Annotated in this window: 23 protein-coding genes; 8 read left to right on the top strand and 15 right to left on the bottom strand. The window is 64.9% G+C overall.

Annotated elements, in window-relative coordinates; genetic code table 11:
- The first annotated feature begins 101 nt into the window (after window positions 1–101).
- Genes ACSBQT_RS04090 through ACSBQT_RS04080 form a run of 3 tightly spaced genes read left to right on the top strand, consistent with a single transcriptional unit; the run spans window position 102 to window position 3,359 of the window.
- Window positions 102–1,139 carry a Bug family tripartite tricarboxylate transporter substrate binding protein gene (locus ACSBQT_RS04090; RefSeq protein ID WP_410709900.1) on the top strand — a complete coding sequence of 346 codons (1,038 nt, stop codon included), beginning with the start codon at window positions 102–104 and terminating at the stop codon, window positions 1,137–1,139.
- Complete coding sequence (locus ACSBQT_RS04085; protein ID WP_410709899.1) at window positions 1,136–1,810, top strand: tripartite tricarboxylate transporter TctB family protein; 675 nt, start codon at window positions 1,136–1,138, stop codon at window positions 1,808–1,810. The genes ACSBQT_RS04090 and ACSBQT_RS04085 overlap by 4 nt, the downstream gene beginning before the upstream one ends.
- Before the next feature lies 1 nt (window position 1,811).
- Complete coding sequence (locus ACSBQT_RS04080) at window positions 1,812–3,359, top strand: tripartite tricarboxylate transporter permease (protein WP_410709898.1); 1,548 nt, start codon at window positions 1,812–1,814, stop codon at window positions 3,357–3,359.
- 280 nt (window positions 3,360–3,639) lie between these two features.
- On the opposite strand, the gene ACSBQT_RS04075 is transcribed toward ACSBQT_RS04080, so the two are convergent.
- Entirely contained in the window at window positions 3,640–5,184 is a 1,545-nt protein-coding gene (locus tag ACSBQT_RS04075) for an MFS transporter (RefSeq protein ID WP_410709897.1), read from the bottom strand.
- 189 nt (window positions 5,185–5,373) lie between these two features.
- Between ACSBQT_RS04075 and ACSBQT_RS04070 the strand changes: the two genes are divergently transcribed.
- Window positions 5,374–5,895 (top strand): TetR/AcrR family transcriptional regulator, encoded by a 522-nt coding sequence (locus tag ACSBQT_RS04070; protein ID WP_410709896.1) that lies wholly within the window; start codon window positions 5,374–5,376, stop codon window positions 5,893–5,895.
- A 167-nt stretch (window positions 5,896–6,062) separates the two neighbouring features.
- Here the strand turns inward: ACSBQT_RS04070 and ACSBQT_RS04065 are convergent, their stop codons facing one another.
- Window positions 6,063–7,883 (bottom strand): flavin-containing monooxygenase, encoded by a 1,821-nt coding sequence (locus ACSBQT_RS04065; protein WP_410709895.1) that lies wholly within the window; start codon window positions 7,881–7,883, stop codon window positions 6,063–6,065.
- Window positions 7,884–8,157: 274 nt separating this feature from the next.
- Between ACSBQT_RS04065 and ACSBQT_RS04060 the strand changes: the two genes are divergently transcribed.
- A complete protein-coding gene (locus tag ACSBQT_RS04060) occupies window positions 8,158–9,198 on the top strand; it encodes a GAF domain-containing protein (RefSeq protein WP_410709894.1) in 1,041 nt (346 codons plus the stop codon).
- 55 nt (window positions 9,199–9,253) lie between these two features.
- Here ACSBQT_RS04060 and ACSBQT_RS04055 read toward each other — a convergent pair whose 3' ends face one another.
- The 4 genes from ACSBQT_RS04055 to ACSBQT_RS04040 form a co-directional block, all read right to left on the bottom strand.
- Window positions 9,254–9,676 (bottom strand): VOC family protein, encoded by a 423-nt coding sequence (locus tag ACSBQT_RS04055; RefSeq protein ID WP_410709893.1) that lies wholly within the window; start codon window positions 9,674–9,676, stop codon window positions 9,254–9,256.
- Window positions 9,677–9,757: 81 nt separating this feature from the next.
- A complete protein-coding gene (locus tag ACSBQT_RS04050) occupies window positions 9,758–10,609 on the bottom strand; it encodes a helix-turn-helix domain-containing protein (protein ID WP_410709892.1) in 852 nt (283 codons plus the stop codon).
- A gap of 54 nt (window positions 10,610–10,663) precedes the next feature.
- On the bottom strand, window positions 10,664–11,578 hold the full coding sequence (locus ACSBQT_RS04045; protein WP_410709891.1) for an arylamine N-acetyltransferase family protein: 915 nt from the start codon (window positions 11,576–11,578) through the stop codon (window positions 10,664–10,666).
- A 28-nt stretch (window positions 11,579–11,606) separates the two neighbouring features.
- Window positions 11,607–12,446 (bottom strand): urea carboxylase-associated family protein, encoded by an 840-nt coding sequence (locus ACSBQT_RS04040; RefSeq protein ID WP_435000955.1) that lies wholly within the window; start codon window positions 12,444–12,446, stop codon window positions 11,607–11,609.
- A 167-nt stretch (window positions 12,447–12,613) separates the two neighbouring features.
- Between ACSBQT_RS04040 and ACSBQT_RS04035 the strand changes: the two genes are divergently transcribed.
- Window positions 12,614–12,892: a hypothetical protein gene (locus ACSBQT_RS04035; RefSeq protein WP_410709889.1), complete on the top strand. Its 279-nt coding sequence runs from the start codon at window positions 12,614–12,616 to the stop codon at window positions 12,890–12,892.
- Window positions 12,893–12,947: 55 nt separating this feature from the next.
- Window positions 12,948–13,394 carry a carboxymuconolactone decarboxylase family protein gene (locus ACSBQT_RS04030; protein ID WP_410709888.1) on the top strand — a complete coding sequence of 149 codons (447 nt, stop codon included), beginning with the start codon at window positions 12,948–12,950 and terminating at the stop codon, window positions 13,392–13,394.
- A 99-nt stretch (window positions 13,395–13,493) separates the two neighbouring features.
- Here ACSBQT_RS04030 and ACSBQT_RS04025 read toward each other — a convergent pair whose 3' ends face one another.
- The 9 genes from ACSBQT_RS04025 to ACSBQT_RS03985 form a co-directional block, all read right to left on the bottom strand.
- Entirely contained in the window at window positions 13,494–15,005 is a 1,512-nt protein-coding gene (locus ACSBQT_RS04025) for a tripartite tricarboxylate transporter permease (RefSeq protein ID WP_410709887.1), read from the bottom strand.
- Window positions 15,002–15,556, bottom strand: a complete 555-nt coding sequence (locus ACSBQT_RS04020; protein ID WP_410709886.1) for a tripartite tricarboxylate transporter TctB family protein — start codon at window positions 15,554–15,556, stop codon at window positions 15,002–15,004. The genes ACSBQT_RS04025 and ACSBQT_RS04020 overlap by 4 nt, the downstream gene beginning before the upstream one ends.
- Window positions 15,553–16,479 (bottom strand): Bug family tripartite tricarboxylate transporter substrate binding protein, encoded by a 927-nt coding sequence (locus ACSBQT_RS04015; protein ID WP_423057875.1) that lies wholly within the window; start codon window positions 16,477–16,479, stop codon window positions 15,553–15,555. The genes ACSBQT_RS04020 and ACSBQT_RS04015 overlap by 4 nt, the downstream gene beginning before the upstream one ends.
- 293 nt (window positions 16,480–16,772) lie before the next feature.
- Window positions 16,773–18,059, bottom strand: a complete 1,287-nt coding sequence (locus ACSBQT_RS04010) for an adenylosuccinate synthase (RefSeq protein WP_098730379.1) — start codon at window positions 18,057–18,059, stop codon at window positions 16,773–16,775.
- A 175-nt stretch (window positions 18,060–18,234) separates the two neighbouring features.
- Window positions 18,235–20,769, bottom strand: a complete 2,535-nt coding sequence (locus ACSBQT_RS04005; RefSeq protein ID WP_435000951.1) for an ABC transporter permease — start codon at window positions 20,767–20,769, stop codon at window positions 18,235–18,237.
- A complete protein-coding gene (locus tag ACSBQT_RS04000; protein WP_435000950.1) occupies window positions 20,766–21,632 on the bottom strand; it encodes an ABC transporter ATP-binding protein in 867 nt (288 codons plus the stop codon). The genes ACSBQT_RS04005 and ACSBQT_RS04000 overlap by 4 nt, the downstream gene beginning before the upstream one ends.
- A gap of 135 nt (window positions 21,633–21,767) precedes the next feature.
- A complete protein-coding gene (locus tag ACSBQT_RS03995; protein WP_173156770.1) occupies window positions 21,768–22,625 on the bottom strand; it encodes a response regulator transcription factor in 858 nt (285 codons plus the stop codon).
- Window positions 22,622–24,217 (bottom strand): sensor histidine kinase, encoded by a 1,596-nt coding sequence (locus tag ACSBQT_RS03990; protein WP_410709880.1) that lies wholly within the window; start codon window positions 24,215–24,217, stop codon window positions 22,622–22,624. The genes ACSBQT_RS03995 and ACSBQT_RS03990 overlap by 4 nt, the downstream gene beginning before the upstream one ends.
- 143 nt (window positions 24,218–24,360) lie before the next feature.
- Entirely contained in the window at window positions 24,361–24,891 is a 531-nt protein-coding gene (locus ACSBQT_RS03985) for a DinB family protein (RefSeq protein ID WP_435000948.1), read from the bottom strand.
- A gap of 204 nt (window positions 24,892–25,095) precedes the next feature.
- On the opposite strand from ACSBQT_RS03985, the gene ACSBQT_RS03980 reads away from it, so the two are divergent.
- A complete protein-coding gene (locus tag ACSBQT_RS03980) occupies window positions 25,096–26,376 on the top strand; it encodes a PLP-dependent aminotransferase family protein (protein WP_435000947.1) in 1,281 nt (426 codons plus the stop codon).
- Window positions 26,377–26,457: the final 81 nt, after the last annotated feature.

The following is a 26,457-nucleotide window of genomic DNA, read 5'->3' as shown; positions in this document are numbered from 1 at the left end:
CTCAATGAGCAGAACGCGCAGAGTGAGCACAACCTCGCAGTCGACACTCAGGAACCTCTAAGGTGAGTCTCACATCACACCTGCCTTCAAAGGAGAAGTCCGTGCCAAAGGCGCCACCTCCCGAGGATTCCGTGCCCGAATCCTCCCATCCCTCGCGACGAACCTTCGGTCGCATCGCCTACGGGGCGATCGCCTTGGCGGCGATCGGAACGGCGACGACGTACTCGGTCAGGGCCGCCTCGGCGAAGGGCGACCTGTCATCGAATCTCACCCTCATCGCTCCGGCCGGCGCCGGAGGCGGCTGGGACGGATTCGCCCGCGAGACCCAGCAGGCCATGCGTGTCGACCGGCTCGCCAACAATGCCCAGGTCGTCAACATTCCGGGTGCCGGCGGCACCATCGGCCTCGGCAAATTCTCGACCATGCACGGTCAGGCGGACACGATCCTGGCCACCGGCACCGCCATGGTCGGCGGTATCGCGCTGAACAAATCGCCGGTCGGATTCGACAATACGACTCTGCTCGCCCGCGTGGCCGAGGACTATGACGTGCTCATCGCCGCCGCGGATTCCCCGCACAATACGATCGACGACGTCATCGGCGCGTGGAAGAAGGACCCGAAAGGGTTCGTGTGGACGGGCGGTTCGGCCGGCTCGGTCGACCATCTGACCATCGCTCAGTTGGCGCTGCTCGGCAAGATCCCCGCCTCTGACATCACCTACATCCCGAAGTCCGGCGGCGGTGAAGCCATCCAGACTCTGCTCTCGGGCACCACCGACTTCGCCTCGTGCGGCTTCAACGAGGTCTCCGACCAGATCGAGGCCGGACGTGTCAAAGCCATCGGCGTGGCCGCGCCCCAACGCATCGAGGGCTTCGACGACGTGCCGACCATGTCCGAACAGGGATACGAGGTGACGCTGACGAACTGGCGCGGCTGGCTCGGAGCACCGGACATCAACGGTGACGACTCCGCTCAGCTCCTCGAGATCCTGCAGAAGACTCGTGACAGTGCGGCCTGGAAGGACGCCCTCGATCGGAACAAGTGGACAGACGTATGGCAGACCGGCGAGGAGTTCGCCGAATTCGTCGAAGAAGACACCTCCCGAGTGGAGAAGCTGCTGAAGGAGTTGGGACTGTGAGCGCACAGACGACATCGCGCACGGACAGGACGGGCCACCTCGGCGCGGGCACCTGGTGGCAGGGACGGTCGGGCCTCATCGTCCCCCTCATCATGGGAGCATTCTCGACCTATCTGCTCGTCGGCATCCTCACCATGGACGTCGCCCCAGACGCGGACAAACCGGGTCCGCAGTTCTTCCCGACGATCATCATGCTCGTCGGATACGCGCTGACGATCCTGCTGGTCATCGCCTATATCCGCAATCCGGAACCCGTCGATGTCGAGGACGAGCTGCCGGCCGCGGCCGAGGAGGACAAGGCGTTCTCGACTCCGGTCACCTCGGCTGTCGCGGCCTCTCGTCTCTCCCCTCATGAGGAAGACGAGCCGGAAGAAGACCGCCAGGCTCTCGCCGCTGCCCGCAAGGCCGATGCGAAGCACCGCACCCACAGCGACTTCGTGTCCCTGGCCTGGGGTGCAGGCGGTTTCGCGGCGTTCGCCCTCATCCTCGAATTCGCCGGGTGGATCATCGCCGCAGCTCTTCTGTTCTGGTGCGTGGCTCGGTCGATGGGGTCGAAGAAGCCGCTGTTCGATCTCACTCTGGCACTGACGTTCTCGTCCCTGGTCTACATCGCCTTCTCGGTGATGCTGGGACTCAACCTTCCTTCGGGAATTCTGGGAGGTGGCTTCTGATATGGACGCTCTCATGTCCCTCTTCGAAGGGTTCACACACGCTCTGACGCCGATGAACCTGCTGTGGGTGCTCGTCGGCTGCTTCCTCGGCACCGCTGTCGGCGTGCTGCCGGGCCTGGGGTCATCGATGGCCGTGGCTCTGCTGCTGCCGATGACCTTTGCGCTGGATCCCACGGGTGCATTCATCATGTTCGCCGGCGTCTACTTCGGTGGTCTCTTCGGCGACTCGACGATGGCCATCCTCATGAACACCCCTGGTCAGGCCTCGGCGATCGCCTCGACGTTCGAAGGCCACAAGATGGCCAAGGCCGGGCGGGCCCCGCAGGCTCTGGCGACGGCCGCGATCGGCGCGTTCATCGGCGGGTTCATCTCCTGCTTCCTCGTCGTCTTCGTCGCTCCCGCGTTGGCGGAGCTGTCGACGAGCTTCGGCCCGGCCGAGTTCTTCGCTCTCGCGCTCTTCGCCTTCGTCGCCACCTCCTCGGTAGTCGCCGATTCGGTGCTCAAGGGGCTCACGGCTCTGGTGCTGGGCATCGGCTTCACCGTCATCGGCATCGACTCGGTCTCGGGTACGGAGCGGTTCACCCTCGGCGTGCCCGAGCTCTTCGACGGAGTCTCCCTGGTCACGGTGACCGTTGGTGTGCTGGCGCTGGGCGAGGTGTTCTTCATCGCCTCCCGCATCCGCCGTCAGACCAAGGACAACACGATCAACTCCTCGGGTCGCCCCTTCCTCTCCCGCAAGGAGGTCGGCGAAGCCCTGCCGGCATGGCTGCGCGGAACGGCGATCGGTCTGCCCTTCGGTGTCATCCCCGTCGGCGGTGCCGATGTGCCGACGTTCATGGCCTACGGTCTGGAGCGCAAGCTCGATTCCCGCCGGAAGGATCCGCAGTTCGGCAAGGGCGCGATCCGCGGTCTCGCCGCCCCCGAGGCGGCCGGATCGGCGACGACGGGCATTGCCATGGGAGCCCTGCTGGCTCTGGGGCTGCCGATCTCGGCGACGGCGGCGATCATGCTCGCGGCGTTCCGCCAGTACGGCATCCAGCCCGGTCCGCTGCTCTTCGACCGCTCCCCCGAGCTGGTGTGGGGTCTGCTGGCGAGCTTCTTCGTCGCGATGATCGTTCTGCTCATCATCAACCTGCCGTTCGCTCCTCTGTGGGCGAAGCTGCTGAAGATCCCGGACCCGTACCTCTACGGCGGCATCGCGGTCTTCTGCGGACTGGGCATCTATGCGACGTCCGCCTCGACCTTCGAGCTGCTCATCCTGCTGGGCATCGGAGTGCTGAGCTTCGTGCTCAAGCGCTACGGTGTGCCGTTGGCGCCGCTGATGATCGGCATGGTGCTCGGTCCGCTGGCCGAGTCGAACCTGCGCGATGCTCTGCTGGCCTCCGGCGGTGATGCGTCGACTCTGGTGTCCTCGCCGATCACGATCATCATCTACGTCGTGCTCATCGCCGCTCTCGTCTACACCGGCATCGGCCGAGTGCTGGCCCGAAAGCGGCAGAAGCAGACGACGCAGGAGATGCTCTCCCCGGCGAACTCGTCGCAGGGCTGATCCCAGCGGCCGCGGCGTAGGCCGCCGTGGTTGCTGGGTACGGTTCCGGCCGCGGCAATCACCAGCGACTGGGGAGATGGACCCGGCTCAGCGCCGAGGAACGTCTCCTCAGTCCTTTGTCGTAAATGGCGCCGAACATAGGTCAGCACCGGATACTTTCTACCCCCAAGAAGTATCCGGTGCTGACCTATTTTCGCGGGGAGTCCACTGCACGGCGTGCTCTGCCCAGCGTGCTCTCCCCCGCGTCCACTGCCCCGCGCCCACTGCCCGTGAAGCGGTCTCAGCGGTCGGAATCAGATCGGGAGGCTGGTCTCGGCAGGAGTCGCCCGGCGCCCTTGAGGCCGAAGCTCGTGAGTACGGCGGCGATGAGGACGAGGACCACGGCCGCACCGGCGGCCCACTGCACGCCGAAGTCGAAGGCCGACACGGCCGCCTCGGCGATTCGCTCACCGGCTGCACCACTCAGCCCGGAAGCGTATTCGAGGGCGGAGCCGAGCGTATCGAACTCGGCTTTGTCGGCTGTGTCCCCGATCGCGGACTGCAGCGCGGATCCGTACATGAAGGTCGAGAGTCCGCCGAGCACGGTCGTGCCCATGACGGAACCGAATTCGTACGCGGTTTCCGATATCGCCGAGGCGGCTCCGGCCTTGTGTGCGGGGACCGCAGCGAGGATGAGGTCGTTCGTGATGACCTCGGCGGTGCCGAGTCCGATTCCGAGGATGAGGAAGGCCAGCAGCATTCCCATCACGGAGTGTTCGGAGGTGAAGGCGATGGTGCCCATGCCGATGGCGTTGAGCGCGAGCGCACAGGGCACGACGACGCGCGGTTCGAAGCGGGCGGTGAGCGGTACAGCGAGGTAGCCTGCCGCAACCGAAGTGATCAGTCCGGGGATGAGCACAAGGGCGGCGTCGATCGGAGGGAGTCCGAGCACGAGCTGGAGCAGCTGAGTGCCGAAGTAGAGGAACCCGGCCAGTCCCATGACGCTCAGCAGATTCGACACGACCGCCGAAGTGAACACGGAGTTCGCGAACAGACGGACGTCGAGCATCGGGTTCGACGTGGCGAGCTGGCGGAGGACGAAGCTGGCACCGGCGACGATCGCCACGGACAGACTGAGCCAGAAGAGGAAGTCGGCACCAGCCGCCATGCTGTGTTTGATGGCGAAGACGAGTGGGGCGAGGGCGAGCATTGACAGGATGATGGAGAACGGGTCGAAGCGACCCGGGTTCGGATCACGCGATTCGGGCAGCAGAATGGCGGCCGCAGGGATGAAGAGCGCGATGAGCGGCAGGTTGATGAAGAAGACCGAGCTCCAGTGGAAGTGCGCGAGCAGGAAGCCGCCGACGATCGGTCCCAGCGCGGCACCGCCGGAGAACATTGCGGCCCAGGTGGCGATCGCAATGCGACGGTCCTTGTCATGGTCGAAGATGTTGCGGATGAGCGACAGCGTCGAGGGCATGAGGGTGGCGCCAAAGATGCCGAGTAGGGCGCGGGCGAGAATAAGCATCTCGGCGGAGGTGGAGAACGCCGCCAGCAGCGAGGCCGCACCGAAGCCGACGGACCCGATGATCAGCAGCTTGCGACGTCCGACCCGATCACCGAGGCTGCCCATGGCCACCAGCAGACCGGCAAGCATGAGCGCGTAGATGTCGACGATCCACAGCAGCTGCGTGCCCGTCGGATGCAGGCCGGTGCTGATGGCAGGGATCGCGAAGCCGAGGACCGTGTTGTCGATCGAGATCAGCAGCACGGGGATCATGAGCACCGCGAGTCCGGCCCATTCGCGCCGGCCGGCACGCAGCTGTGGAGTCAGTGTCGTCGCCATGCCTCCAACTGTACCGTCTGGACGGTACAGTTGAAAAGCGGTGAGCGCGCTCCGACCGAGATGCTCAGGCATTGCGCAGGTACAAGCCCTGTTGCGCGAAGCATGCGGGCGGACTCCTGCACGCCCAGCCGGGCGAACACCGGGCACACGTGCGTCTCGTGAGTACAGCCATCGACTAGGCTCGTGGTCATGGCACGCAATCCGACCGCAACCAAGGAGAAGCTGCTCGACGCCTTCGATACGCTCCTCGACGAACACGGCACAGCCGGTGCGACTCTGGACGCAGTAGCTGCGAAGGCCGGGGTCTCCAAAGGCGGTCTGCTCTACCATTTCGGGTCGAAGGCCGAGCTCATCAAAGGCAGCCTGGATCGACTCGACCAATTGGTCGACGAAGACATCGAAGAGATGAAGGCCGCCGGCGAGCGCCTCCACTATTACTACCTCGAGACTTCGGCCGAGGTCGGCACTCCCCTGGATCGCAGCCTCATCGCGGCGGGCTGCCTCGCGCTCGAGAACGAGAAAGCCAAGGCGGCTCTGCGCAAGACCAGGGAAGCCTGGTTCAACTTGCTCAACGACCACCTCGGCGATGCTGATCTGGCGATGACGATCCAGCTCATCGGCGACGGGATGTACTTCAATCAAAACTTCGGGCTCTCGCAGGACGAGGCCCTCGATCATGTGAAGCGAGTGCTCACACGACTGGGCCTCTAGAACACCTGCCCGGCGTGCTTCCCTACAGACGCCGGGCAGACGAATTAGGTGGGAGAAATGGTCACGTTCTATTGCGCAGAACGTGACCATTTCTCCCACCTATGAGCAGCAATTTCCCCCGCCAGCGTGGCTTCACGCGGAAGATCCGTGCCGCGCCGACTCTTGAGTCAGCTCAGGTGATGAACCTCCTGCAGCCCATACACCGGAGTCTCAATCCCTTCGTGGCGGGCCTTGAGCTGCAGCGCCAAGTAGAGCGAGTAGTGGCGCGACTGATGGAGGTTGCCGCCCATGAACCACAGGTTCTCTTGCTGGGTCGGCTTCCACATATTGCGCTGCTCGCCCTCCCACGGGCCCGGGTCCTTCGTCGTCTCCGACCCCAGGCCCCAGCACTTGCCGACCTTGTCCGCGGTCTCCTGATCGACGAGATCCGCGACCCAGCCGTTCATCGAACCGTAACCGGTGGCGTAGACGACGAGGTCAGCTGGCAGCTCGGTACCGTCGGAAAGGACGACGGCATCCTCGGTGAGGTGGTCGACCTGCCCCTTGGACAGCTTCACTTTGCCGTCGGCGACGAGCTCGGCGGATCCGACGTCAATGTAGTAGCCCGATCCGCGACGCAGGTACTTGAGGAACAGGCCGGACTCGTCGTCACCGAAGTCGAGGTCGAATCCGGCGTCCTCCATCCGCTGATAGAAGTCCTTGTCCTCTTCCTTGATCTGGTCGTAGAGCGGGATCTGGAACTCGTGCATGATCCGGTACGGCAGTGATGCGAAGATGAGATCCGCCTTCTCCGTCGTCACCCCGTTGGCCAGCGCGCGTTCGGAGTACAGGTCGCCCATCGCGATCTCCACGAGCGAATCGCTCTTGACGATGTGCGTGCTCGAGCGCTGCACCATCGTGACGTCAGCGCCGTTCTCATACAGTGCGCCGCAGATGTCGAACGCCGAATTGTTGCTGCCGATGACGACGACCTTCTTGCCAGCGTAGGCGTCGGGGCCCGGGTGCTGCGAGGAGTGCTGCTGCTCGCCCTTGAAGATGTCCGAGCCGGGGAAGGTGGGGATGTTCGGCTTGCCCGACATGCCCGTGGCCATCACCAGATGGGTCGGGTGCAGAGTGATCTTCTCCCCGTTCCGGTCGACCTCGACGGTCCACCGGCCGGCTGCTTCGTCATATTTCGCCGAGGCGGCTGTGGTCGATGACCAGTACGGAATCTCCATCACCTTCGTGTAGAACTCCAACCAGTCCGCGATCTTGTCCTTCGGTGCGAACACCGGCCAGTTGTCGGGGAACTTCAGATACGGCAGGTGGTCGTACCAGACCGGGTCGTGCAGGCACAGCGACTTGTACCGCGACCGCCACTGGTCACCCGGCCGCTCCCACCGGTCAATGACCAGGGAAGGCACCCCGAGTTGGCGGAGGCGAGCGCCGAGGGTGATCCCGCCCTGCCCTCCACCGACGACGAGGATGTAGGGATCAGCAGTCTTGCCCCAGGCGGCGTCCTCCTCGGCGAGCTTCTCCGACCAGCTCTTCCGCTCGGGATCAACACCGTGCTCGGCGCCTTTGATGCGGCGGGTGCCGCGCGGCTCCTCGTGTCCGGCGATCTCCTGCAGAGAGGTGAGCATGGTCCAGGCTTTGATGCCGTCTTCGTCGATGAGGCGGACGAGCCCTTTGCCGCGCCCCACGGAGGTGGCGAATGTGAACCATGCTTCGGTCACTCCGTCGTCCGTTGCCGCCGGCTCGCTGAGTTCGAATTCCTCCGGTGCGACCCGGTCGAGGTTATGAGTGAGCAGGTCGGTGACGCCATCGGGATTCTCCACCGTTTTGAGGTTCCAGGTGAAAGACACGAGGTCCCTCCAATAGCTGTCGGTGGCGAACAGTCCGGCGGCAGCCGGAATGTCCTTGCGGCTCAGCGCCGATTCGAAGTCCTGCAGCCACCTCATTGCGATGTCGTCGGCAGTCAGCTGCGGGCGGTCGAGCGTCGTTGTCATCTTTCCTCCTCATTGAGTTCAGTGACTCCAAACTAGGTCGGGCGCCCACAGCTCGGAAGAGTTGCATCGGATTGCATGCCTCTCACCGAGGCGGGATTCTCACGAACGCTTCGACACCATGGTCAGGGGTTCGATCCCGCTTTATACTCAAGGCATGCTTCAGCCGGATCTGGCACATCTCGCCAGAGATCTGACACGCATTCACGATGCTGTGATCACCGGGGCGTCTCCCCCGGTTCAACCGCGCGCGCTGGTCAGGCGCTCGTGGGATCGAATGTTGCGCTTGGGCCTGGACCCGGACGGTGAGAACGCGCGGATCGTCGCCGATGAGGCTGAGCTGGAGACTCGACGGAGGAAATCACGGCTGCGCTTAGTCGTCGAGGAGATGCGGTCGGTGCTGCTGCGGGCTCCGGACGCGGCTCCGTTCATCCTCGTCGTCACCGATGCCGACGGCGTCATTCTGTGGCGAGATGGTGCGGCATCCGCGAGACGGCAAGCCGATGAGCTCGGATTCGTCGAGGGAGCCCACTGGTCCGAAGCCAAGGTCGGCACGAACGCCATCGGCACAGCGCTGACCGAGGAGGCACCCGTCCAGCTCTTCTCCGCCGAACACTTCGAGGCGTCTCAGCATCCCTGGTACTGCAGCGCCGTCCCCGTGCACGACCCACATGACGGGACTCTTTTGGGAGTCGTCGACATCAGTGGTCCGGCGATGACGCTTCACCCGGCCGTGCAGTCCTTGGTGACGACGGCGGTGCGACTGGCGGAGGCCAGGCTGATGATCGCCCAGCAGGAAGCGCTGAATACTCTGCGCGATCGGATGTCGGCGATGCTCGCCGGCACTTCCGGTCCAGCCCTCGTCGTCGACGATGCCGGGTGGGTGGCGTACCAGCAGGGAGTGCGCAGCCGTGACCGCATCGAAGCACCGGCCGCCGACCGGTCGATCCTCATCCCCGGTGCCGGTCTGTGTCTGCCGGAGAAGGTCACCGGCGGGTGGCTGCTGCGGCCCACCGGCGACCGTCGCGCCTCGGTGACTCTGCGGATGCGGCAGGATCCACCCGTTCTCGATATCCACTCCGGCACCGACCCTCTGGTCGTTCCGCTTACGCCACGGCGGGCGCAGATTCTCGCGGCGGTCACCTCGGCGGGGTCAGCGGGGATCAGCGCCTCCGACCTCAGCCAGCGCCTCTACGGGGACGGTGACCACGTGGTCACCGTCCGCGCAGAGGTCTCGCGTCTGCGCCGATCGGTCGGAGCCCTGCTCGCCACCCGTCCCTATCGGTGGGCCGAGGGCGTCGACGCACGGGTGGAGTGAGGGTCAGTCAAACTGCGTTGCCGGGAGTTGGAAACCGCACCCGGTCGCGCAGGTCCTACCCATTAGCCCCGCGGTAGCTCCCGACCGACCACAGCACGCCCTCGGGGTCTTGGATGGCGAAGTCGAGTGACCCGTAGTCCTGGTCCGTCAGTCCCATGACCTCGGTGGCACCGGCGGCGAGCGCACGTGCGTGCAGCTCACGAACGTCTCCGGAGGCCAGATACACCGACCCCGAGGCGACTCCGGTCTTCGTCATGACCCCGCCGTCGTCGCGGACGGACCCGAGCATCACTCCCCCGCCCTCGGGCCAGGCGAGTTCGGCGTGTTCGACTCGGTTCGGATCATCGGCGTTCGTGTATTCGGCGACGACTTCGAAGCCGAGCGCCTCCTGGAGAAATGCGATCGCGGCTTTGGCATCGCGATAGCGGAACGTGGGCCACACGTTGCAGGCCCGAGCATCTGCGGATTCGGCGGACATGAGGACTCCTTCTCTCTCGGTGTTCGTGAATTCCATCATCGAGGAGCACTCCACTCCCGGTCTTGGACAAATGGGAACAGTTCATCCCCTCGCCGAGGCGGCCCCCACCGAATCCGATCCCACCGTATGCGTCCGGGCCACGTCATCGGCAGCCAACCACCGACTGGGACTGAGACCGACGAAATCCTGGAAATCCCGGTTGAGGTGCGCTTGATCGGCGTAGCCGCAGCTCACAGCGATCTCCGCCATGCTGCCCCGACCTGCCGAGATGAGACGCCTCGCCCGATCGAAACGGACGATGCGTGCTGCGTCTTTGGGTCCGATCCCAAATTCGGACCGGAACTGGCTGCCCAGGTGGCGTCTGCTCCACCCGACATCCTCTGCGACGACGGCCACTGGCAGACCGCCACGGCTGCCGACGATCCGATGCCAGGCGTCGGCCACCTCGGTGCGGGGTCGATTCGTGTCATCGAGCGTGCGCATGAGCAGGTCGTCGATGGCGGCAAAGCGGGCGGACCATTCTGTCTCGAGGTTGACCCGTTCATGGAGTTCCGCGGCCAGCGGCCGGGAGATCCGAGCGACGTCGACACTGTGGTGAGCGAACTCTGCGGCGGGGATCCCGAAGAACGCCCGCGGGGCCGACGGACTGAAGTTGATCTGGATACCGGACATCGCGCCGGGGTGAGCGATGAGCGTCGAGCGCAGGTGGAGGCCGGCGATCAGCACGTCGAAATGCTCGCGACTGCCGGTGACCGCATCGACCTGGCACAGCGGTTCGTCGATCGAGACGATGAAGGTCAGCGTCCCCGAAGGCAATCCCAAATGCGTCCCCGCGGGGACGCCGGCGATGTCGTAGCCGGCGTAATCGCCCACGAACGGCCGCAGTCTCGGGTGAGGCCGGCGGATCAGCTCGTCATTGCGCGACGCGGACATGGCGTCAGTGTAGACCTGGCTCAGCCGTGCGGGTAGTCGTCGCAGGTCGGCCCGTCAGGATTGATCGTCGAAGCTCCAGACCAGATCCGTGAAAGCCCGGTCGAGGTCGAGCGCGAATTCCTCACGGAGTGCGGCCGCGAAGTCGGCGGCATCGGTCACTGTCCGCTCAAGGCTTTCGGACTCCCCACCGGGACGGAGGCTGCGCAGGTGACGGCCTTCGAGCGACACCTTTCCGCCGTTGCCGAGCGTCCTGGCCACCACCGGTGCGCTGGTGAAGCGCGTGCCCGGTTTCGTCGCGGTGAACCAGTTCGACACTTCGAGGTCGACGTGTTCCCGCGGGATGTCCGCGAAGGCATAGACGGTGAGGAATTCCTGGTCAGCGCTGGTCCGGGACTGCAGCGCCCATTCGGCTTCTGCTCGCATCTCGGGCTCCAGCACGGTGTCGGCAGTGACCAGTCTGTACTCTCCGTATTCGGTCGACCGCGGTTGTGACTCCGCATCGAGTTCAAGTGCGACCTGCGGCGTCCCACCGCCGAACCCCGGATCGACGAGGAACCGCCGTCCGCTGAGATCGAGGATCGTCGCCTGGTGCGTCAGCCCTCCCGGTGCTGTTCTCCCCTCGCCGAGGTGGACTCGGGCAAGGATCGGATGCGCGCTCAGCCCGAGCTCTCGGAGCACGGCGCGGATGAGTGTCGCGTGTTCGTGGCAGTAGCCGCCGCGGCCTGCGTCCAACAGCTTCGCCGTCAGTGAGTCGAGGTCGGTCGGGATGCCCCGCGACTCCCCTGCTGCGCGTGCGGCGATGACGTCGAGGTTCTCGAAGGAGATCGACCGGACGTGGGCGGCCAGCAGTTCATCGATGAGATCGACGATTTCGTCGGCCGACCCACGCGCCCGACGTCGCAGCACATCCTCCGAGCTGTCGAGCCCGAGCCGGTCGGCGTACCGGGTGATGAGCATTGACGATGCCATGACGAGTCCTTCCGTTCTGGGCGCGAGTTCACGCCCACGGTTGGGGTCGGAGTCCGTGGGCTCCTCGATAGCTCGGTGAGGTCGGTTCGCTCCAATCGCCGAGGAGGTCCTTGGGAAGACGATAGACCGTGACCTTCAAGGGGTGGCAGTTCTCCACCGGGTCTTCGGCTCCGTCCCCGAACATGGGCGCGGAGAGATCACCGCCGGGGCAGGTGGACAGGGCCGCGAGCACGTCCTGTTCGGCGAAGAATTCGAAGTGGTCTCCTGGTCGTGCTGGACAGGTCTTCATGAAGTATTCGTCGTTGTCGTTCAGTCCTGTGCATTGGAAGACATTGAGCACATCGTGGACGTCGAATTCGGTGAGGCCGTACGGCAGGATCGCTCGGACGAGGTTGGAATGGCAGTGATAGTCGAAGTCGACGCCGCTGAGCATCTGCGACACGTAGGGATCGCAGCGGGTGCCCAGTGTGTCGTGCACTCGGCCGCCCTCCTGGTCGGTGCCGTAATCGGCCAGGGTGTCCCCGACGATTGTGGCCATCGGCCGCAGGAACGGCAGCGTCGACCACAGACGGTCGAAGGTGGAGACGTGTGCGGCCTGCAGCTGTCGGGTCCGTGCCGCCCAGAATCGTTCCCTGGGGTCATGGCGGTGCCACAGATTGAGGTCGCCGACCTGTGGGCCGTCGACGGTGGAGATGCGGCAGACATGACCGGCGGGGACCTCCCACGCCTGTCCGGAGCGGATGGGGATGGTGATCTCATCGATGGTTTCCCGCGACTGAGTGTCGTCACCGATCCGCGAGTAGAAGTCTCTGTCGACCTCAAGCGCGGGACCCTGATAGGCAGCTTCCTGCAGACGGCTCTGAGTCATTGGATGCATCCTCCTCCGTGGCTGTTCTGCCTGCAACGATGCCAGTTTCTGCCCAGCTTCCCAAGGGGTTGTTCGTCGGGTCTATGCTGAAAAGAGAGTCGACGCAGCCGAGTGGGCCGCGCCGGCGCATGTGCCGAACCGCGTGTAGCGAGCATTGGGAGGTCGGAATGGCTGACGAGAAGATCGACGTCGAGATGCAGGACACGGGAGAATTCCTGGCCAGCATCCACTCGGCGACGGGGACTGATGAGATCGTCCTGATGTTCGAGGATGCCGAAGAGGTCACGGACGGAGTCTTGGGCAATGACGAAGCCACGGCCCGCGCGACCGTGGAATTCCTCCTCAGCCATCAGCCCGCAGGCGACCTGCCGGACCGGATCGACCTCGTCGACATCGCCGCCGCCTACGACGGAGCCATCGAATCGATTCGCAAGCTGCGCGGATGATCACGTCCCGCCTCGGCGGGCACCGGAAAACCTCGTGAAGAAGAAGATGATCCACATGTCAGACATTCAACGACTCAACATCCTCGCCGTCGACAAGAAGGCCTACGAACCGCTCTATGCGCTCGAGAAGTACATTCACCGAGGCAGCCTCGGTGAGGCTCTGCTGTCGCTGATCAAACTGCGCGCCTCCCAGATCAACGGCTGCGCCTACTGCCTGAAGATGCATGCCGGCGAGGCGCGCAAGGCCGAGGTCGACCAGGTCAAGGTCGATGTGCTTGCCGGATGGAAGGAAGCGAAATCCGTCTACAGCGACCGCGAACAGGCCGCACTGCTCATGACCGAAGAGGTCACGCTCATCGCCGATGACGGCGTCTCCGAAGAGACGTGGACAGCTGCTTCAGCGGTCTACTCCGAGCAGGAGATGGTCGAGCTGCTGATGGCGATCTCGGCGATCAACGTCTGGAATCGTCTCGCTGTGAGCACCCACCAGCACCTGGACTAAGTCCGTCCGGACACCGCTGATCTAGCCAAAAGAGGGCGGGGCCGACACGATCGTGTCGGCCCCGCCTCCTCTTTTGGACTGAATTGATCGGACCACCGGTCAGACGTTGACCGTCTTTTCGTCATCTTTCTTGCCCAGCATTCTCTTCCAGGGCAGGACCGACACGAGCGCGAGCAGGGCGATGATGAGGAAGACCATTGCGAGCGGGTCAGAGATGACGGCCCAGAAGTTTCCTCCGGTCAGTCCCAGTGCCTGTTGCAGATTGCGTTCGAGCATCTCCCCTAGAACCAGTCCGATGACCAGAAGTGCGGGCGCCATTCCGACCAAACGCATGACATAACCGAGCACGCCGAAGGCCAACGCAATGTACACATCGGTCGCGGAGTTGTGGATGCTGTAACAGGAGATGAGCGCGAGGATGAGAATGACCGGAGCCATGAACGGCATCGGGATCGCTAGGATCTTCGCCAGCAGAGGCGATGCTCCGATGTTGATGACCACTCCCAAGATTGCGCTGACCAGCAGGGCCCCGATGATCGTCCACGCGAGTTCCGGATTCGCGTCGAAGAATCCCGGTCCCGGGTTGAGTCCGTACATCATCAGATAGGCGAGCAGAACTGCAGTGGTTCCGGATCCCGGGATACCCAGTGTCAGCAACGGCACCATCGAACCGGACACTGCAGCATTGTTCGCGGACTCCGGTGCGACCAGTCCACGGACAGCTCCCTTGCCCATTCCCGCCGAGGCGGGCGCAAGCCGCTTCTCGAGACCGTACGAGAAGAAGGCCGCGATCGTCGTGCCGGCCCCTGGCAGGACTCCGGCGATGAATCCGATGACTGAGCCTCGCAGGCTGGGAAGGGTCCCCTGCTTGAGGTCGGACTTCGTCGGAAGGAAGCGTCCCGACAGCGTCGACATCACCTGGGAGTCTTTGCCCATCGTGGTGCTGGCCAAGATCTCCCCGACGCCGAAGACTCCGATGATCGCGACGATCGGATCGATGCCTTCAAGAAGAGTGAAGCTGCCGAAGGTGAAGCGAGGCAGCCCGGATTGCAGTTCGATTCCGACGGTCGACACGGCGACACCGATGCCGACAGCGGTCAGACCGAGCATCGGAGCCGACCCGACGAGAGTGGCGCTGAGCACGAGAGCCATCACGACCACGGCGAAGTAGGCTCCAGGTCCGAAGGCCAAGCCCAATGAAGACATCGGTCCGGCGATGAACGCGAGTCCGAGGAACGCCAGAATACTGCCGACGAAGGAAGCGAGAGCCGAGATCGACAGCGCAGTGGCCGCCTTGCCTTTGAGCGCCATCGGGTGTCCGTCGAGGGTGGTCATGATGGCACCGGGATCGCCCGGGATGTTCAGCAGGATCGCGGAGATCCTGCCGCCGTATTCGGCGCCCAGGTACAGCGACACCATCAGCGGCAGCGAAATCTCTGCCGGAACCGTGATCGCCACAGGCAGGAGCAGAGCGATCGCGGTCGATGGTCCGATGCCGGGCAGCAGTCCGGCAATGGTGCCGAGGATGACTCCACCGAGGATGACAAGAAGGAGGCTCGGCGAAGTGGCGATCCCGCCCAGAGCTGAGAGCAGTTCGTTGACGGTGTTCACAGCTGCAGACCTCCGAAGACCCAGTACTCCAACCACCCGACAGGCAGCAGGACATTGAGCCAGACGTCGAAGATGAGGAAGAGCGCCATCGCGATGACGATATTGATGATGATCAGACCGACGGCCTTCGCCGCGCTCATGCGTACGCCGAACACTGTGAGAGACACGAGCATCGAAAAGATCACTGAGGCTTCGACGAAGCCGATGAGGAAGATCGATGCTGTGAAGAGAGCGAAGAGGACAATGCACCAACCGACACGCAGAATCTCACGTCCGCCGACGGGTCTGACATCAACGCTGCCGCGAAGGATGGCGATGATGCCCAGCACAGTAGTGCAGAGCAGGACGATGCCGACGACGAGAGGGAATGTCTTCGGGCCGATTCCGTCGTCTCCCGCCGAATTCGGCAGCATGATGGCACTGACGAGGTAGAAGATCGCCAGGCCCCCGAGTAGGACGCTCGTAATCCCCACCGAGACCGCTCGACTTCCCGCCTCTGATTGCGAGGGCCCGGCGGGATCAGTCGTTGGGAGTTCTGTGTCCGCGCTCATTTCACCAACCCCACTTTCTCCAGCACTTCCGTCGATTCCTCCTGTTCGGGGCGAATCACCGTGTCGAGCCATTCGTCACCTGCGACATATTCGGGGTTGATCCCCAATGCCTCTGCCTGCTTGGAGAACTCGTCTGTCTCCACAGCCTTCTTCAACGATTCACGCCACCAGTTGACCGCGTCCTGAGGCATGTCCTTCGGACCGAATACTCCCCGCCAGTGGTTGATCGTGATGTCCATTCCGAGGTCATGCCATGTCGGAACTCCTGGTGCCGAATCGACCGGTTCCGGTGCCGAGACTGCGATGATTTCGATGTCACCGCTGTCGACGAGCTCCATCGCTTCCGACATCCCCGTCGATGCCACATCGATACGTCCGCCCAACAGTTCGTTGTTGAGGTCGCCTCCATCGGAGAACGCCACGAGATTGATCTTCGACAGGTCCTCGACTCCGTATTCACTGGCGGGACGAAGGACGTTGAGCTGGTCGTCGCTGGGAACGGTGCCGATTCCGAAGTTGACCGATCCCGCATCCTTCTTGATGCTTTCGAGCACCTTCTTTGCAGAGTCGTATTTCGACCCGGATTTCACGATCCACACTTCGTAGTCGGTTGTCAGCTGAGCCAGCGGTGTGAAGTCGTCGAGGGACATGTCGGTCGTTCCTGTGACGTTTGAGAGGAAGATTCGGTTGGACTCGAAGACAACGGATGTCCCGTCATTCTCCCGCTGGAGTACTGCGGCACGAGCCGGGTTGCCTCCGCCGCCTCCCATGTTCTCGATCGACATGAAGGTATCGATTCCCGCGGCTTCGAATCCGTCGTTCGTGATGCGAGTCGTCAGATCGAGGCCCCCGCCCGGTGACCCTGCAGCGATAGCCGTGACCCGCGGCGGAGGGAAGCCATCATTTCTGTGGATGTCAGGCATACATGCCGTCATCGACGCGGCGAGGCCAAGACCCGCAGACGCGGCGGCAGCACGCAGAATAGTTCGTCTCGTTGAGGATGTTCTCGCCGTTGGGAATCCGAAGTGGAGCATGACCGGCACGTTACTCCTGAACGACTTCGGTCCTCAACGAATCTTGCGAGAATGAGACAAGCTGCCTGAGTGCTATGACAGGTGTTCCCACTTAGCGGGCAAAAGCCGAAGGGCGGAACCGAGTCGCTCTCGGTTCCGCCCTTCGGCATCTGATTCGATCCGGGAAGCTCCCGGGAGCCGGCTCAGTCCAGCAGGTCGTGACGCACGATGGACTGTTCGCGGTCGGGGCCGACGCCGATGACGGACATCCGGCAGCCCGAGAGCTCTTCGAGGGCGAGCACGTACTTCTGCGCGTTCTCCGGCAGGTCCTCGAAGGTGCGCGCCTTCGTGATGTCCTCGGTCCAGCCGTCGAAGTACTCGAAGATCGGCTTCGCATGGTGGAACTCGGTCTGCGACACCGGCATCTCGTCGTGGCGCTGACCGTCGACCTCGTAGGCCACGCAGACGGGGATGCGCTCGATGCCGGTGAGCACGTCGAGCTTCGTCAGCACGTAGTCGGTGAAGCCGTTGGTGCGGGCGGCGTAGCGGGCGATGACCGCGTCGTACCAGCCGCAGCGGCGCGGACGCCCGGTGTTGACGCCGAATTCGCCGCCCGCCTTCTGCAGGTATTCGCCCATCTCATCGAACAGCTCGGTCGGGAACGGACCAGCGCCCACACGGGTTGTGTAGGCCTTGACGATGCCGACGACGCGGTTGATGCGGGTCGGGCCGATGCCCGAGCCCACGCAGGATCCACCGGCCGTCGGGTTCGACGAGGTGACGAACGGGTAGGTGCCGTGGTCGACGTCGAGCATGGTCGCCTGGCCACCCTCCATGACGACGACCTCTCCGCGGTCGAGCGCCTCGTTGAGCATGAGCTCGGTCTCGGCGACGTAGGGACGCAGACGTTCGATGAAGGGTTCGAAGTATTCGACGATCTCTTCGACCGACACTGCGCGACGGTTGTAGACCTTGACGAGCAGTTCATTCTTCTGCCGCAGCGACCCTTCGATCTTCTGACGCAGGATGGACTCGTCGAAGACGTCCTGGACGCGGATGCCCAGGCGACCGATCTTGTCCATATAGGCCGGCCCGATGCCGCGGCCGGTGGTGCCGATGGCCCGCTTGCCGAGGAATCGCTCAGTCACCTTGTCCAGGGTCTGGTGGTACGGGGCCACGAGGTGCGCATTCGCCGAGATCCGCAGCTTCGACGTGTCTGCGCCGCGGGATTCGAGGGCGTCGATCTCCTCGAAGAGCGCCTCGAGGTTGACGACGACGCCGTTGCCGATGACCGGGGTGACGTTCGGTGAGAGGATGCCCGCCGGCAGAAGCTTGAGTTCGTACTTCTCTCCTCCGACGACAACCGTGTGGCCGGCGTTGTTCCCACCATTGGGCTTGACCACGTAGTCGACGCTGGTGCCGAGGATATCGGTGGTCTTACCTTTACCTTCGTCGCCCCACTGAGCGCCGACGACAACGATTGCTGGCATGAGAGTGCTTCACCTCAAAGTGAAAAGGGGATGTCATTACTCGCTAAGTCTACTGGGTCACACTGTCGCAGCCGCCATCGGGCGCTTTCCCTCACCGAGGCGGCCGCGGGCAGGAGGCTCCAAGCTTCCGCCCGCGGCCGCACCGAGCACTGAGCACCGAGGTCCGAATCCGGACTCACTCCATGCTCATCCCCTTGGCCGGGACGATCCGCGACATCGACCGAGCCGGAATCGCCGAAGCCAGGAAGGCGGCGAGCACTGCGGCGACACCGATTAAGCCGATCTGTGCCCACGGCACGGACAGCACGGGATTCGCGGCCGCCGGCATGATCGACGCCGTTCCGACCCACCCGAAGAACGTGCCGACCACGCCGCCGACGATGAGCGCGATGACCGTCATGAGCAGCGATTCGATCGTGATCATCCGCGACATCGCCGCCCGAGTGAAACCGAGTGCCCGGAGCAGGGCACCTTCCCGACGCCGGTCCATGACCGACAGCGTGAGCGTATTGCTCACTCCGATGATGGCGATGACCACCGCAGCCGCCAGCAGTCCGAGCACCACTGCCAGGGCGACCTGGAACAGCGAGGAGAACTCAGCCCGGGTCTGCGCCGCAGACGCATCGGCCGAGGCATCCACGGCGTCGAGTTCTGAGGCCAGGGCTTCGATCTGCGAGCTCGATGCGTCATCGGCGATCTTCGCCCAGGTCTGTTCGGCCGCACCACCGCCGGCCGCGGCCTCGATGGACTCCGCATCGGCACCGCTGACCAGTGCCGTCCCCGCGGGGACGGCAAAGGATGTTTCGATCGTGAGATCGATGTCCTGCCCGCCGAGGCGGATCGTCGCGGTCGTGCCGTCGACGTCGGCATCCGCGTCGAGTCCCATCGATTTCGGATCGATGAGGATCGTGCCCTCATCGACGTCGTACCCGTCGCTGCGCAGCACCGGGGAGTCGGCGGCCGCCTCGGCGCTGGCGATCGCCACGTCACCGGAGTCATCGGTCCCACCGGCGCTCACCTTCGCGGTGGGCGCCGGGACGTTCACCCGGTCCTCGACGATGGGCGAGTCATCGAGCACGGACGCGACCTTCGCATCGTCGGCACCGCTGTGACCCGCGGTCGAGACGACGAGGTCGACGGGAGTGTCCTGGGCGGTGGCGAGCTCGAGGGTCCGCTGCAGGCTCGACGAACCGACGACCACGGCCGTGACGAGGGTGATGCCGATGAGCAGCGCGCCCGTCGTCGAGGCGGTGCGTCCTCCCGCAGTGCTCGCCGACCGTCCGGCCAGTTTGACTGCCGGTGAGCGCCGGGTGATGAGGCCGACGATGCGGGCGAACAGGGCCACCAGCGGCGGGACGAAGACCTTCGCACCGATGAGAAGGGCGACGAAGAGTGCGAAGCAGCCGACGATGCCCATGAGCACGGAGTGGCTGCTGGTGCCCAGCAGGCACAGTCCGATTCCGGTGGCGCCGAGCAGAACCGACAGCGTCGTCCGCACCCACCGGACCTTCGGCGTTGCGGGCGGTACGTCGACCGGGCGCAGCGCTTCGATCGGAGAGACCCGTGAGGCGCGGATCGCGGGAACCATCCCAGCGGCGAGGGTGACGAGGATGCCGACGACCGGTCCGACGACGAAGGCCGAAACGGACGGGGAGATCTCAGCGAATTCGGGCATCCACAGCGCACCGACCACCGATGAGAGTCCCCATCCGATGAGGAGGCCGAGTCCGACGCCGATCACGGATCCGACGACGCCGAGGGTCAGGCTCTCGATCACCGAGGCACCACGCACCTGAGTGCGCGAGGCACCGATTGCGCGGAAGAGCGCGAGCACCCGGGTGCGGGAGGCGACGAGGACGTTGAACGTGTTCGAGATGACGAGTGCCGCAACTCCCGCGGCCAGCAGTCCGAAGGCGATGCCGACGGTCGAGAGCATGTCAGAGGTGTTCGACAGCGATTCGATCTGCTCGTCGACAACCTGGTCGACGGTCCGGACCGAAACGCCCTGGTCGGCACCGGCATCGGCGAGCGCGGATTCGACCGCCTCGGCAAGAGCTGAACGATCAGATCCGTCGGCGGCGACGATTCGGATGGAGTCGGGAACGAGTTCACCCGGGGAGGAGGCCAGCCCATCCTCGGTGAGGTAGAGCTTCATCCCCGCCGAGGAGGAACCGGGCATGATGCCCGAGACCGTGAAGTCGGGTCCGTCGACGCTCGATTGCCGCTGCCCGTCGAATTCGCCGAGGGTGATGGTGTCGCCGACGCCGACCCCGAGGGTCTTCGCATCGGCTTCGCGGAGCATGAGTTCGTCATCGGAATCCGGTGCGGAACCGTCGACGGTCTCTGTCTGCCCCTGCGGGAGGTTCGTCGCCGCACCCGTCACCGAGGTGGTGCCGGCACCGACCGCGACGTAGGCGGATTCGGTGAGCTGGGCGTGCTCGACCCCGTCGACGTCGGCCACGGTCTCGGCCGTGGACTTGGTGAGCGGGGGCGCCTCACCGGCCGCGGTCGGGTCATCGGAGGCGGTCGCGGTGATTGCGACGTCGGCTCCGGCCCATTCGGCACGGACCTGATTGCGCAGGGTGTCGCCGAAAGCCTGGGCGAACAGGAGGGCGGCGACGATGAAGGCCACAGACACGGCGATCGCGATCATCGCCGCCGACAGGCGACCAGTGGCGCTGCGGAGGTTGGACCAAGCGATGCGGATCATCGGGCACCTCTCTCCGGCTGTCCGGCCGCGGTCCCGGATGCGGACGATGGTGCGGCTGAGGAACGTGCCGTGACATTCATCAGGGCGGCGGCCACGGATTCCGGATTCGGTTGGGACAGCTCACCGGCCAGTCGTCCGTCGGCGAGCAGGACGACGCGATCGGCGCGGGCCGCGGCCCGGGGATCGTGAGTGACCATGACGACGGTCTGGCCGAGCTCATCGACCGACGCGCGAAGAATGCCAAGGACCTCTTCACCGGAGTTCGAGTCGAGGTTGCCGGTGGGTTCGTCAGCGACGAGCACATCGGGTTGGGCGACGAGGGCGCGAGCGACGGCGACTCTCTGCTGCTGTCCGCCGGAGAGCTCGTGCGGTCGATGCCCCAGACGTTCGCGCAGGCCGAGCAGGTCGACCATGCGGTCGAAGAGGCGGCGATCGACCTTCTTGCCCGACAGTTCCGACGGCAGCAGGATGTTCTCCTCGGCGCTCATTGCGGGCACGAGGTTGAAGGACTGGAAGACGAAGCCGATGCGGTCGCGACGCAGCGCCGTGAGCTTGCGATCGCTCAGCCGTGAGATCGCCGTCCGTCCGATGAAGACCTCGCCCGAGTCCGGGGTGTCGAGGCCGGCGAGCATGTTGAGCAGCGTCGATTTGCCCGAGCCGGACGGCCCCATGATGGCGGTGAAACGCTCGGCATTGATGTCGATGCTGAGGTCGTCGAGCGGTCGGACCTGCGCGTCCCCTTTTCCATAGGTCTTGCGCAGTCCGATGGCTTGGATGGCCAGCCTCGGCGCGGGGTTAGAGGGTGGATCTGAAGGCGCGGACGGGGACGGATGAGCGTCGGTGTGTGTCGCTGATGTGTTCATGACTCCAGCTTCGTCGCCGGACCCACCCGCCCACATCGGACCAGGGGATGGTCTTTCGCCGAGGCGGCCGTGGCCTGACCGTCATACCTGAGGATGATCTCGGATTCCCGAGGGCGGCTTCGAGAAGCTTCCGGCTCAGTGACCGGGTCCGACGAGACCTGCTTCGTAGGCGAACACGACGGCCTGCACTCGGTCGCGGGCCTCGAGTTTCATGAGGATCCGCCCGACGTGGGTCTTCACGGTCGGCTGGGCCAGATAGAGGCGTTCGCCGATCTCGGTGTTGCTCAGCCCGGTGGCGATGAGGACGAGGACCTCGGTCTCTCGCTGAGTCAGGGACTCCAATCGGCGCATATCTGCCGCATCGAGGCGGCTCGCACCGGCTTGTCCTGTCACGTCCGCGCCTTCGGGGTGTGCGGCCGCACCTCCACCTGTTGGGGGCGCACCGGCGGACGGCACCGCCGGTTGCGGGTCCGAAGGGGAAGGAGATTCCGCGTTGAGGCGGGGAATGAGTCGTGTCTCGAGCAGTCGTTTGGTGGTGGTCGGAGCGATGACGGCGCCGCCGTCGACGACGGTGCGGATCGACTCGAGGAGCACCTCGGGCAGGGTGTCTTTGAGAAGGAACCCTGAGGCACCAGCCTGCAGCGCCCGCAGTGCATAGTCGTCATCGTCGAAAGTCGTCAGCACGATGATCTTCGGCGGACGGATCGTCCCTGCGTCGGCGAGCGCGAGGATCCGCTGGGTCGTTTCGATGCCGTCGACGCGAGGCATCCGGACGTCCATGAGCACGACATCGGGTTCGTCCCGGCTGACGATGTCGAGACCTGCCGCACCGTCGCCTGCCTGTCCGACGACGGTGAGGTCCGGCTGTGAGTCGATGACCATGGCGAAGCCAGCTCGGACGAGAGCCTGGTCGTCGACGAGTACGACGCGAAGCGGCCCGCTTCCCCGAGCCTCGGGCTGACCGTGCGCGGTCGCCTCATCATCGATGTTCATCGGCTGGTCTCCTCGAAGTCGGCGGGCTGGCTCTCACCGGTTTCGACGGGTGCTCCGGTGCCGGCGGTCCTTCCGGATTCGACAGCCGTTCCGGTTTCGGCAGTCCCGTTCTCTCCTCGATCGGTCGAGTCGGGAGAGCCGGTCCCCTCGACGGTGCCGGGTTCGGCTTCGGGCTCAGCGCTGGGCAGGGGTGCGGACAGCGGCAGTCGAGCCTCGACGAGGAATCCTGTCGTCGCTCCGAAGGCGCTTCCGGTGACAGCGCCGGAGGAGAATCCGGGCTTCGCTTCGGCGCGTTCCTCGGATCGGTCGCTCATGCCCGTCGAACGGATCCGGCGGGCGGTGAGGCTGCCGCCGTAGAGCGCGGCGCGCTCCTGCATGCCGACGATGCCGTACCCCCGACTGCCCGATTCCGAGCTGTCGCGGTCGTCCGTGTTTCCGGTGCCGTTGTCGCTGATGCGGGCGACGAGCTCTGTGTCCTCCGCCAGCAGCTCGACATGTGCCCGAGCACCGTCCCCGGCATGTTTGAGCACATTAGTCAGCGCTTCCTGAACGATGCGGTACACGGCCAGCGATGCCCCTTCGGGCAGGCGATCGCGGTCGACGGCATCGAGTTCGCTCACCGAGACCGGAAGCCCTGCCGATCGCACATCGGCCATGAGAGAGCCGATGTCGGAGACTCCGGGCAGCGGCGACGAGGTGCGTTCGTCGTCATCCTCGGCGCGGAGGAAGCCGAGCAGCGATCGCGTCTGCGCCAAGGCTTCCCGTCCGGTCAGTGCGATGGTCTCGAGGGCTCCGAGCGCGACGGACGGATCGGTCTTGGCGGCATAGCGCGCGCCGTCGGCCTGGGCGATGACGACGGAGAGGGAATGAGCGATGACATCGTGCATCTCACGGGCGATGCGCATGCGTTCGGCGTCGGCGGCGAGTCGGGTCTCTGATTCGCGTTCGCGCTCCAGCAGCCGATTGCGCTCCCGGATGCCCTCGATCTCACGGCGGCGGCGGAATCCGACTCCGCCCAGCAGCCACGCGATGAGCACGATTGAGGCACAGAGCGCAATGACGACGACCAGCAGCACGTATTCGCCGGCGGCCAGGGGACGCGAGTTCGCGCCGATCGTCGCCTGCAGGGATACGAGGTAGAGCCACCCGCCGAAGAAGAGTGCGCCGAGGAGGCCCAGTGCCAACACGAGGCGACCCTGGTTCCGGGTGCCCCAGGCCGTCGTCGAATACACGGTGAGCGGAACGGCGACGATCCCGATCGTCGGCCCCATCATCGTGAGCACGGTCAGGAGGCAGCCGACGGCGATGAGGGAGGAACTCAGCAGCGGGGCCGTGCGGCGCAGGCACAGCGGTGCTGTCTGGAGGATGGCGATACCGACCTGCACGAACACCGGAACCAGGGCTATCTCGCTTCGCTCGGCCTGGGAGGAGGTGAAGACGATGGTCAGATAGGTCAGCGGCAGAGCCCAGAGCACGGTGTCGACGATCCAGGGGCGGGCGGCGACGAACCGACGGATGCGGTCGACGCGGTCGGGGGTGCGCTGCTGCGGCTTCGGCGGTCCGGCCGCAGCCCGGGTGGATCGATTGCTCATGTCGGCCATGCTAGTTCGCCTTCGATTGAGCCCACATCATACTCAGGGCTGATCCGACGACCGTGCCTGCTGCGGCGCTCAGCCGTGACACCTCGCTCGTCCCGGAGCGCTGGCCGCTCCGACTTCCGTGCCTGCTGAGGTGCTCAGCCGCGTCTCCCCCGCTCGGCGAGGATCTGCTCGCGGAGGATGTCCGCGTGCCCGCAGTGTTGGGCGAGTTCGCGGAGGACGTGGAGGAGCACCCATCGGAGCGGCATCGGCCCAGCCCGGTGACCGGTGAGCACGGTGTCGAGGACCATCCCCTCGATCGCGGAATGCGAGCGATCCACGGCGGCCCGATAGTCGGCCGAAACGCTGGCGATCGTGTCCGTGGAGTCGAGGAGGAAGGAGTCCTTGGAATCGTGCGGAAGCCCGTAGTCGACTCGACTCCGGCCGGTGACCGCCTCTCCGAACCAGACGGTTTCGACGAAGACGGCGTGCTTGAGCAGAGACAGCAGGCGGGTTCTGCTCGGCACGAGGGACCGCCGCACCTCCTCTTCGCTCAGGTCGTCGAGGCTCCCGAGCAGATGCCGTCGATGTTCGTCGATGAACGCTGTGAACTGCACGCCGAGGTCGGCCTCACGCACATCAAAAGGTCTGGTCGTCGGACTGCCGCCGTCGGCACCTGCACCTGTCATGGACCCAGCTTAGAGCCGGCTCGGCGGGGGTGGACCGAACCGAACGACGACTCGCCCGAAATCGCAGGCGATCAGCATCCTTGTCCGCCACGTCCCCCACCCCTATGCTGAAGTGACCCACGTACACCGTCGTTAGGGCAGGAGCCTTGGCGTTGTCGCCGGAGCCGTCGACTTCAGGGCATCACCGCTCAGAGGAGGTCGCTCATGTCCACCACGTCAATGCATCCGGCCACGAGTGCTTCGCAGAACCAGCCCGAGAACCAGTCTCAGTCCCCCGCGCTGCCCTACGCCCGCCGCCGCGATCAGCTCGTCGGCTCCGTCATCGACGCCTCCACCACGGTGCTCGCCCAATATCACCACGACATAGTCAAGTTCGGCATGGGGGCGCCCGCGCCGGACATGCTGCCGGCCGCGGACTTCGCCCGCATCGCCGCGCAAGTCTTCTCACCGGAGAACTTCACATACGGTGAGACGAAGGGCGAACCCATCCTCATCGAAGCCCTCCACGACTACCTCGCCGCCACCGAGCAGATCCCGCCCGAACAGCAGGGGAACCGCGACCGCCTCCTCATCACCTCCGGAGGCATGCAGGGTCTCGACCTCGGGTTCAAACTCTTCGTCACCCCCGGTGAACTCGTCGCCTGTGAGTCGCCGACCTATACGAACGGTTCGGCGACGGCCATGAGCTATGAGGCGGAGATCCTCGAGATCCCCGTCGACGAAGACGGCATGCAGATCGACGTCCTGGAAGAGCACACGAACCGCACCGGGCGCGCGCCGAAGGTCATCTACACCGTCCCGACCTTCCAGAACCCGGCCGGAGTGACGATGTCGCTGCCGCGTCGCGAGCGCCTGCTCGAGTTCGCCCACCGCCACCGGTCGGTGATCATCGAGGACAATCCGTACGGAATGCTCCGCTTCGAAGGTCAGTCCCTGCCGGCGCTGAGCGACCTCAGCCCGAACGATCCCCTCATCTTCGGGGTACGCACGTTCTCGAAATTCGTCGCCCCGGGTCTGCGGGTCGGCTGGATCGACGTCGATCCCGAGGTCCGCGAGCTCGCCGTCAATGCCAAACAGACGATGGACTCCTGCGCCCCCGTTCCCAACCAACACCTCATCGCCCAGTGGCTGGCCGAAGGCGGCGCCGACTCCCATGTCGAGGCCCTGCGCGCGGCCTACCGCGAGCGGAAGACTGCGATGTCAGAAGGACTGGAGAGGCTCTTCCCCGGAGAGATCCGAGCCACCGATCCCGACGGCGGATTCTTCCTGTGGGTGACCTTCGAGGACGAATCCATCAACACCGAAGACCTCCTGACCACCGCACTCGAGGAGGGTGTGGCCTACATCCCTGGTCCCGCGTTCTCGCCGGCCGGGAACTTCTCGAATGCGCTGCGCCTGTGCTTCGCCTCGGCGGCTCCAGACCGCATCGACGATGGCCTGCAGCGCCTCCGCCTTGCCGTCGACCGCTACCGCGCAGAGCGCTGATCACCAGGACGACACCTTCGCCGAGGCGGCCCCGACCTCGCTCGACCACGACGTCCGAGCGCTCCCGCACCGACGGCCCCG

This window comes from Brevibacterium sp. H602, assembly GCF_051172395.1.
Classification (GTDB): domain Bacteria; phylum Actinomycetota; class Actinomycetes; order Actinomycetales; family Brevibacteriaceae; genus Brevibacterium.
The sequence above is the reverse complement of the archived record's forward strand: the minus strand, read 5'-3'. Positions and strand labels throughout refer to the sequence as shown.

Coding starts and splice junctions, on each gene's coding strand:
- ACSBQT_RS04015 (WP_423057875.1), bottom strand. CDS start 16,479: ATGCCTGACATCCACAGAAATGATGGCTTCCCTCCGCCGCGGGTCACG.
- ACSBQT_RS04000 (WP_435000950.1), bottom strand. CDS start 21,632: ATGAACACATCAGCGACACACACCGACGCTCATCCGTCCCCGTCCGCG.
- ACSBQT_RS03980 (WP_435000947.1), top strand. CDS start 25,096: ATGTCCACCACGTCAATGCATCCGGCCACGAGTGCTTCGCAGAACCAG.
- ACSBQT_RS04080 (WP_410709898.1), top strand. CDS start 1,812: ATGGACGCTCTCATGTCCCTCTTCGAAGGGTTCACACACGCTCTGACG.
- ACSBQT_RS04030 (WP_410709888.1), top strand. CDS start 12,948: ATGTCAGACATTCAACGACTCAACATCCTCGCCGTCGACAAGAAGGCC.
- ACSBQT_RS04055 (WP_410709893.1), bottom strand. CDS start 9,676: ATGTCCGCCGAATCCGCAGATGCTCGGGCCTGCAACGTGTGGCCCACG.
- ACSBQT_RS04060 (WP_410709894.1), top strand. CDS start 8,158: ATGTTGCGCTTGGGCCTGGACCCGGACGGTGAGAACGCGCGGATCGTC.
- ACSBQT_RS04075 (WP_410709897.1), bottom strand. CDS start 5,184: ATGGCGACGACACTGACTCCACAGCTGCGTGCCGGCCGGCGCGAATGG.
- ACSBQT_RS04035 (WP_410709889.1), top strand. CDS start 12,614: ATGGCTGACGAGAAGATCGACGTCGAGATGCAGGACACGGGAGAATTC.
- ACSBQT_RS04070 (WP_410709896.1), top strand. CDS start 5,374: ATGGCACGCAATCCGACCGCAACCAAGGAGAAGCTGCTCGACGCCTTC.
- ACSBQT_RS04045 (WP_410709891.1), bottom strand. CDS start 11,578: ATGGCATCGTCAATGCTCATCACCCGGTACGCCGACCGGCTCGGGCTC.
- ACSBQT_RS03990 (WP_410709880.1), bottom strand. CDS start 24,217: ATGAGCAATCGATCCACCCGGGCTGCGGCCGGACCGCCGAAGCCGCAG.
- ACSBQT_RS03995 (WP_173156770.1), bottom strand. CDS start 22,625: ATGAACATCGATGATGAGGCGACCGCGCACGGTCAGCCCGAGGCTCGG.
- ACSBQT_RS04010 (WP_098730379.1), bottom strand. CDS start 18,059: ATGCCAGCAATCGTTGTCGTCGGCGCTCAGTGGGGCGACGAAGGTAAA.
- ACSBQT_RS04005 (WP_435000951.1), bottom strand. CDS start 20,769: ATGATCCGCATCGCTTGGTCCAACCTCCGCAGCGCCACTGGTCGCCTG.
- ACSBQT_RS04040 (WP_435000955.1), bottom strand. CDS start 12,446: ATGACTCAGAGCCGTCTGCAGGAAGCTGCCTATCAGGGTCCCGCGCTT.
- ACSBQT_RS04065 (WP_410709895.1), bottom strand. CDS start 7,883: ATGACAACGACGCTCGACCGCCCGCAGCTGACTGCCGACGACATCGCA.
- ACSBQT_RS04050 (WP_410709892.1), bottom strand. CDS start 10,609: ATGTCCGCGTCGCGCAATGACGAGCTGATCCGCCGGCCTCACCCGAGA.
- ACSBQT_RS03985 (WP_435000948.1), bottom strand. CDS start 24,891: ATGACAGGTGCAGGTGCCGACGGCGGCAGTCCGACGACCAGACCTTTT.
- ACSBQT_RS04020 (WP_410709886.1), bottom strand. CDS start 15,556: ATGAGCGCGGACACAGAACTCCCAACGACTGATCCCGCCGGGCCCTCG.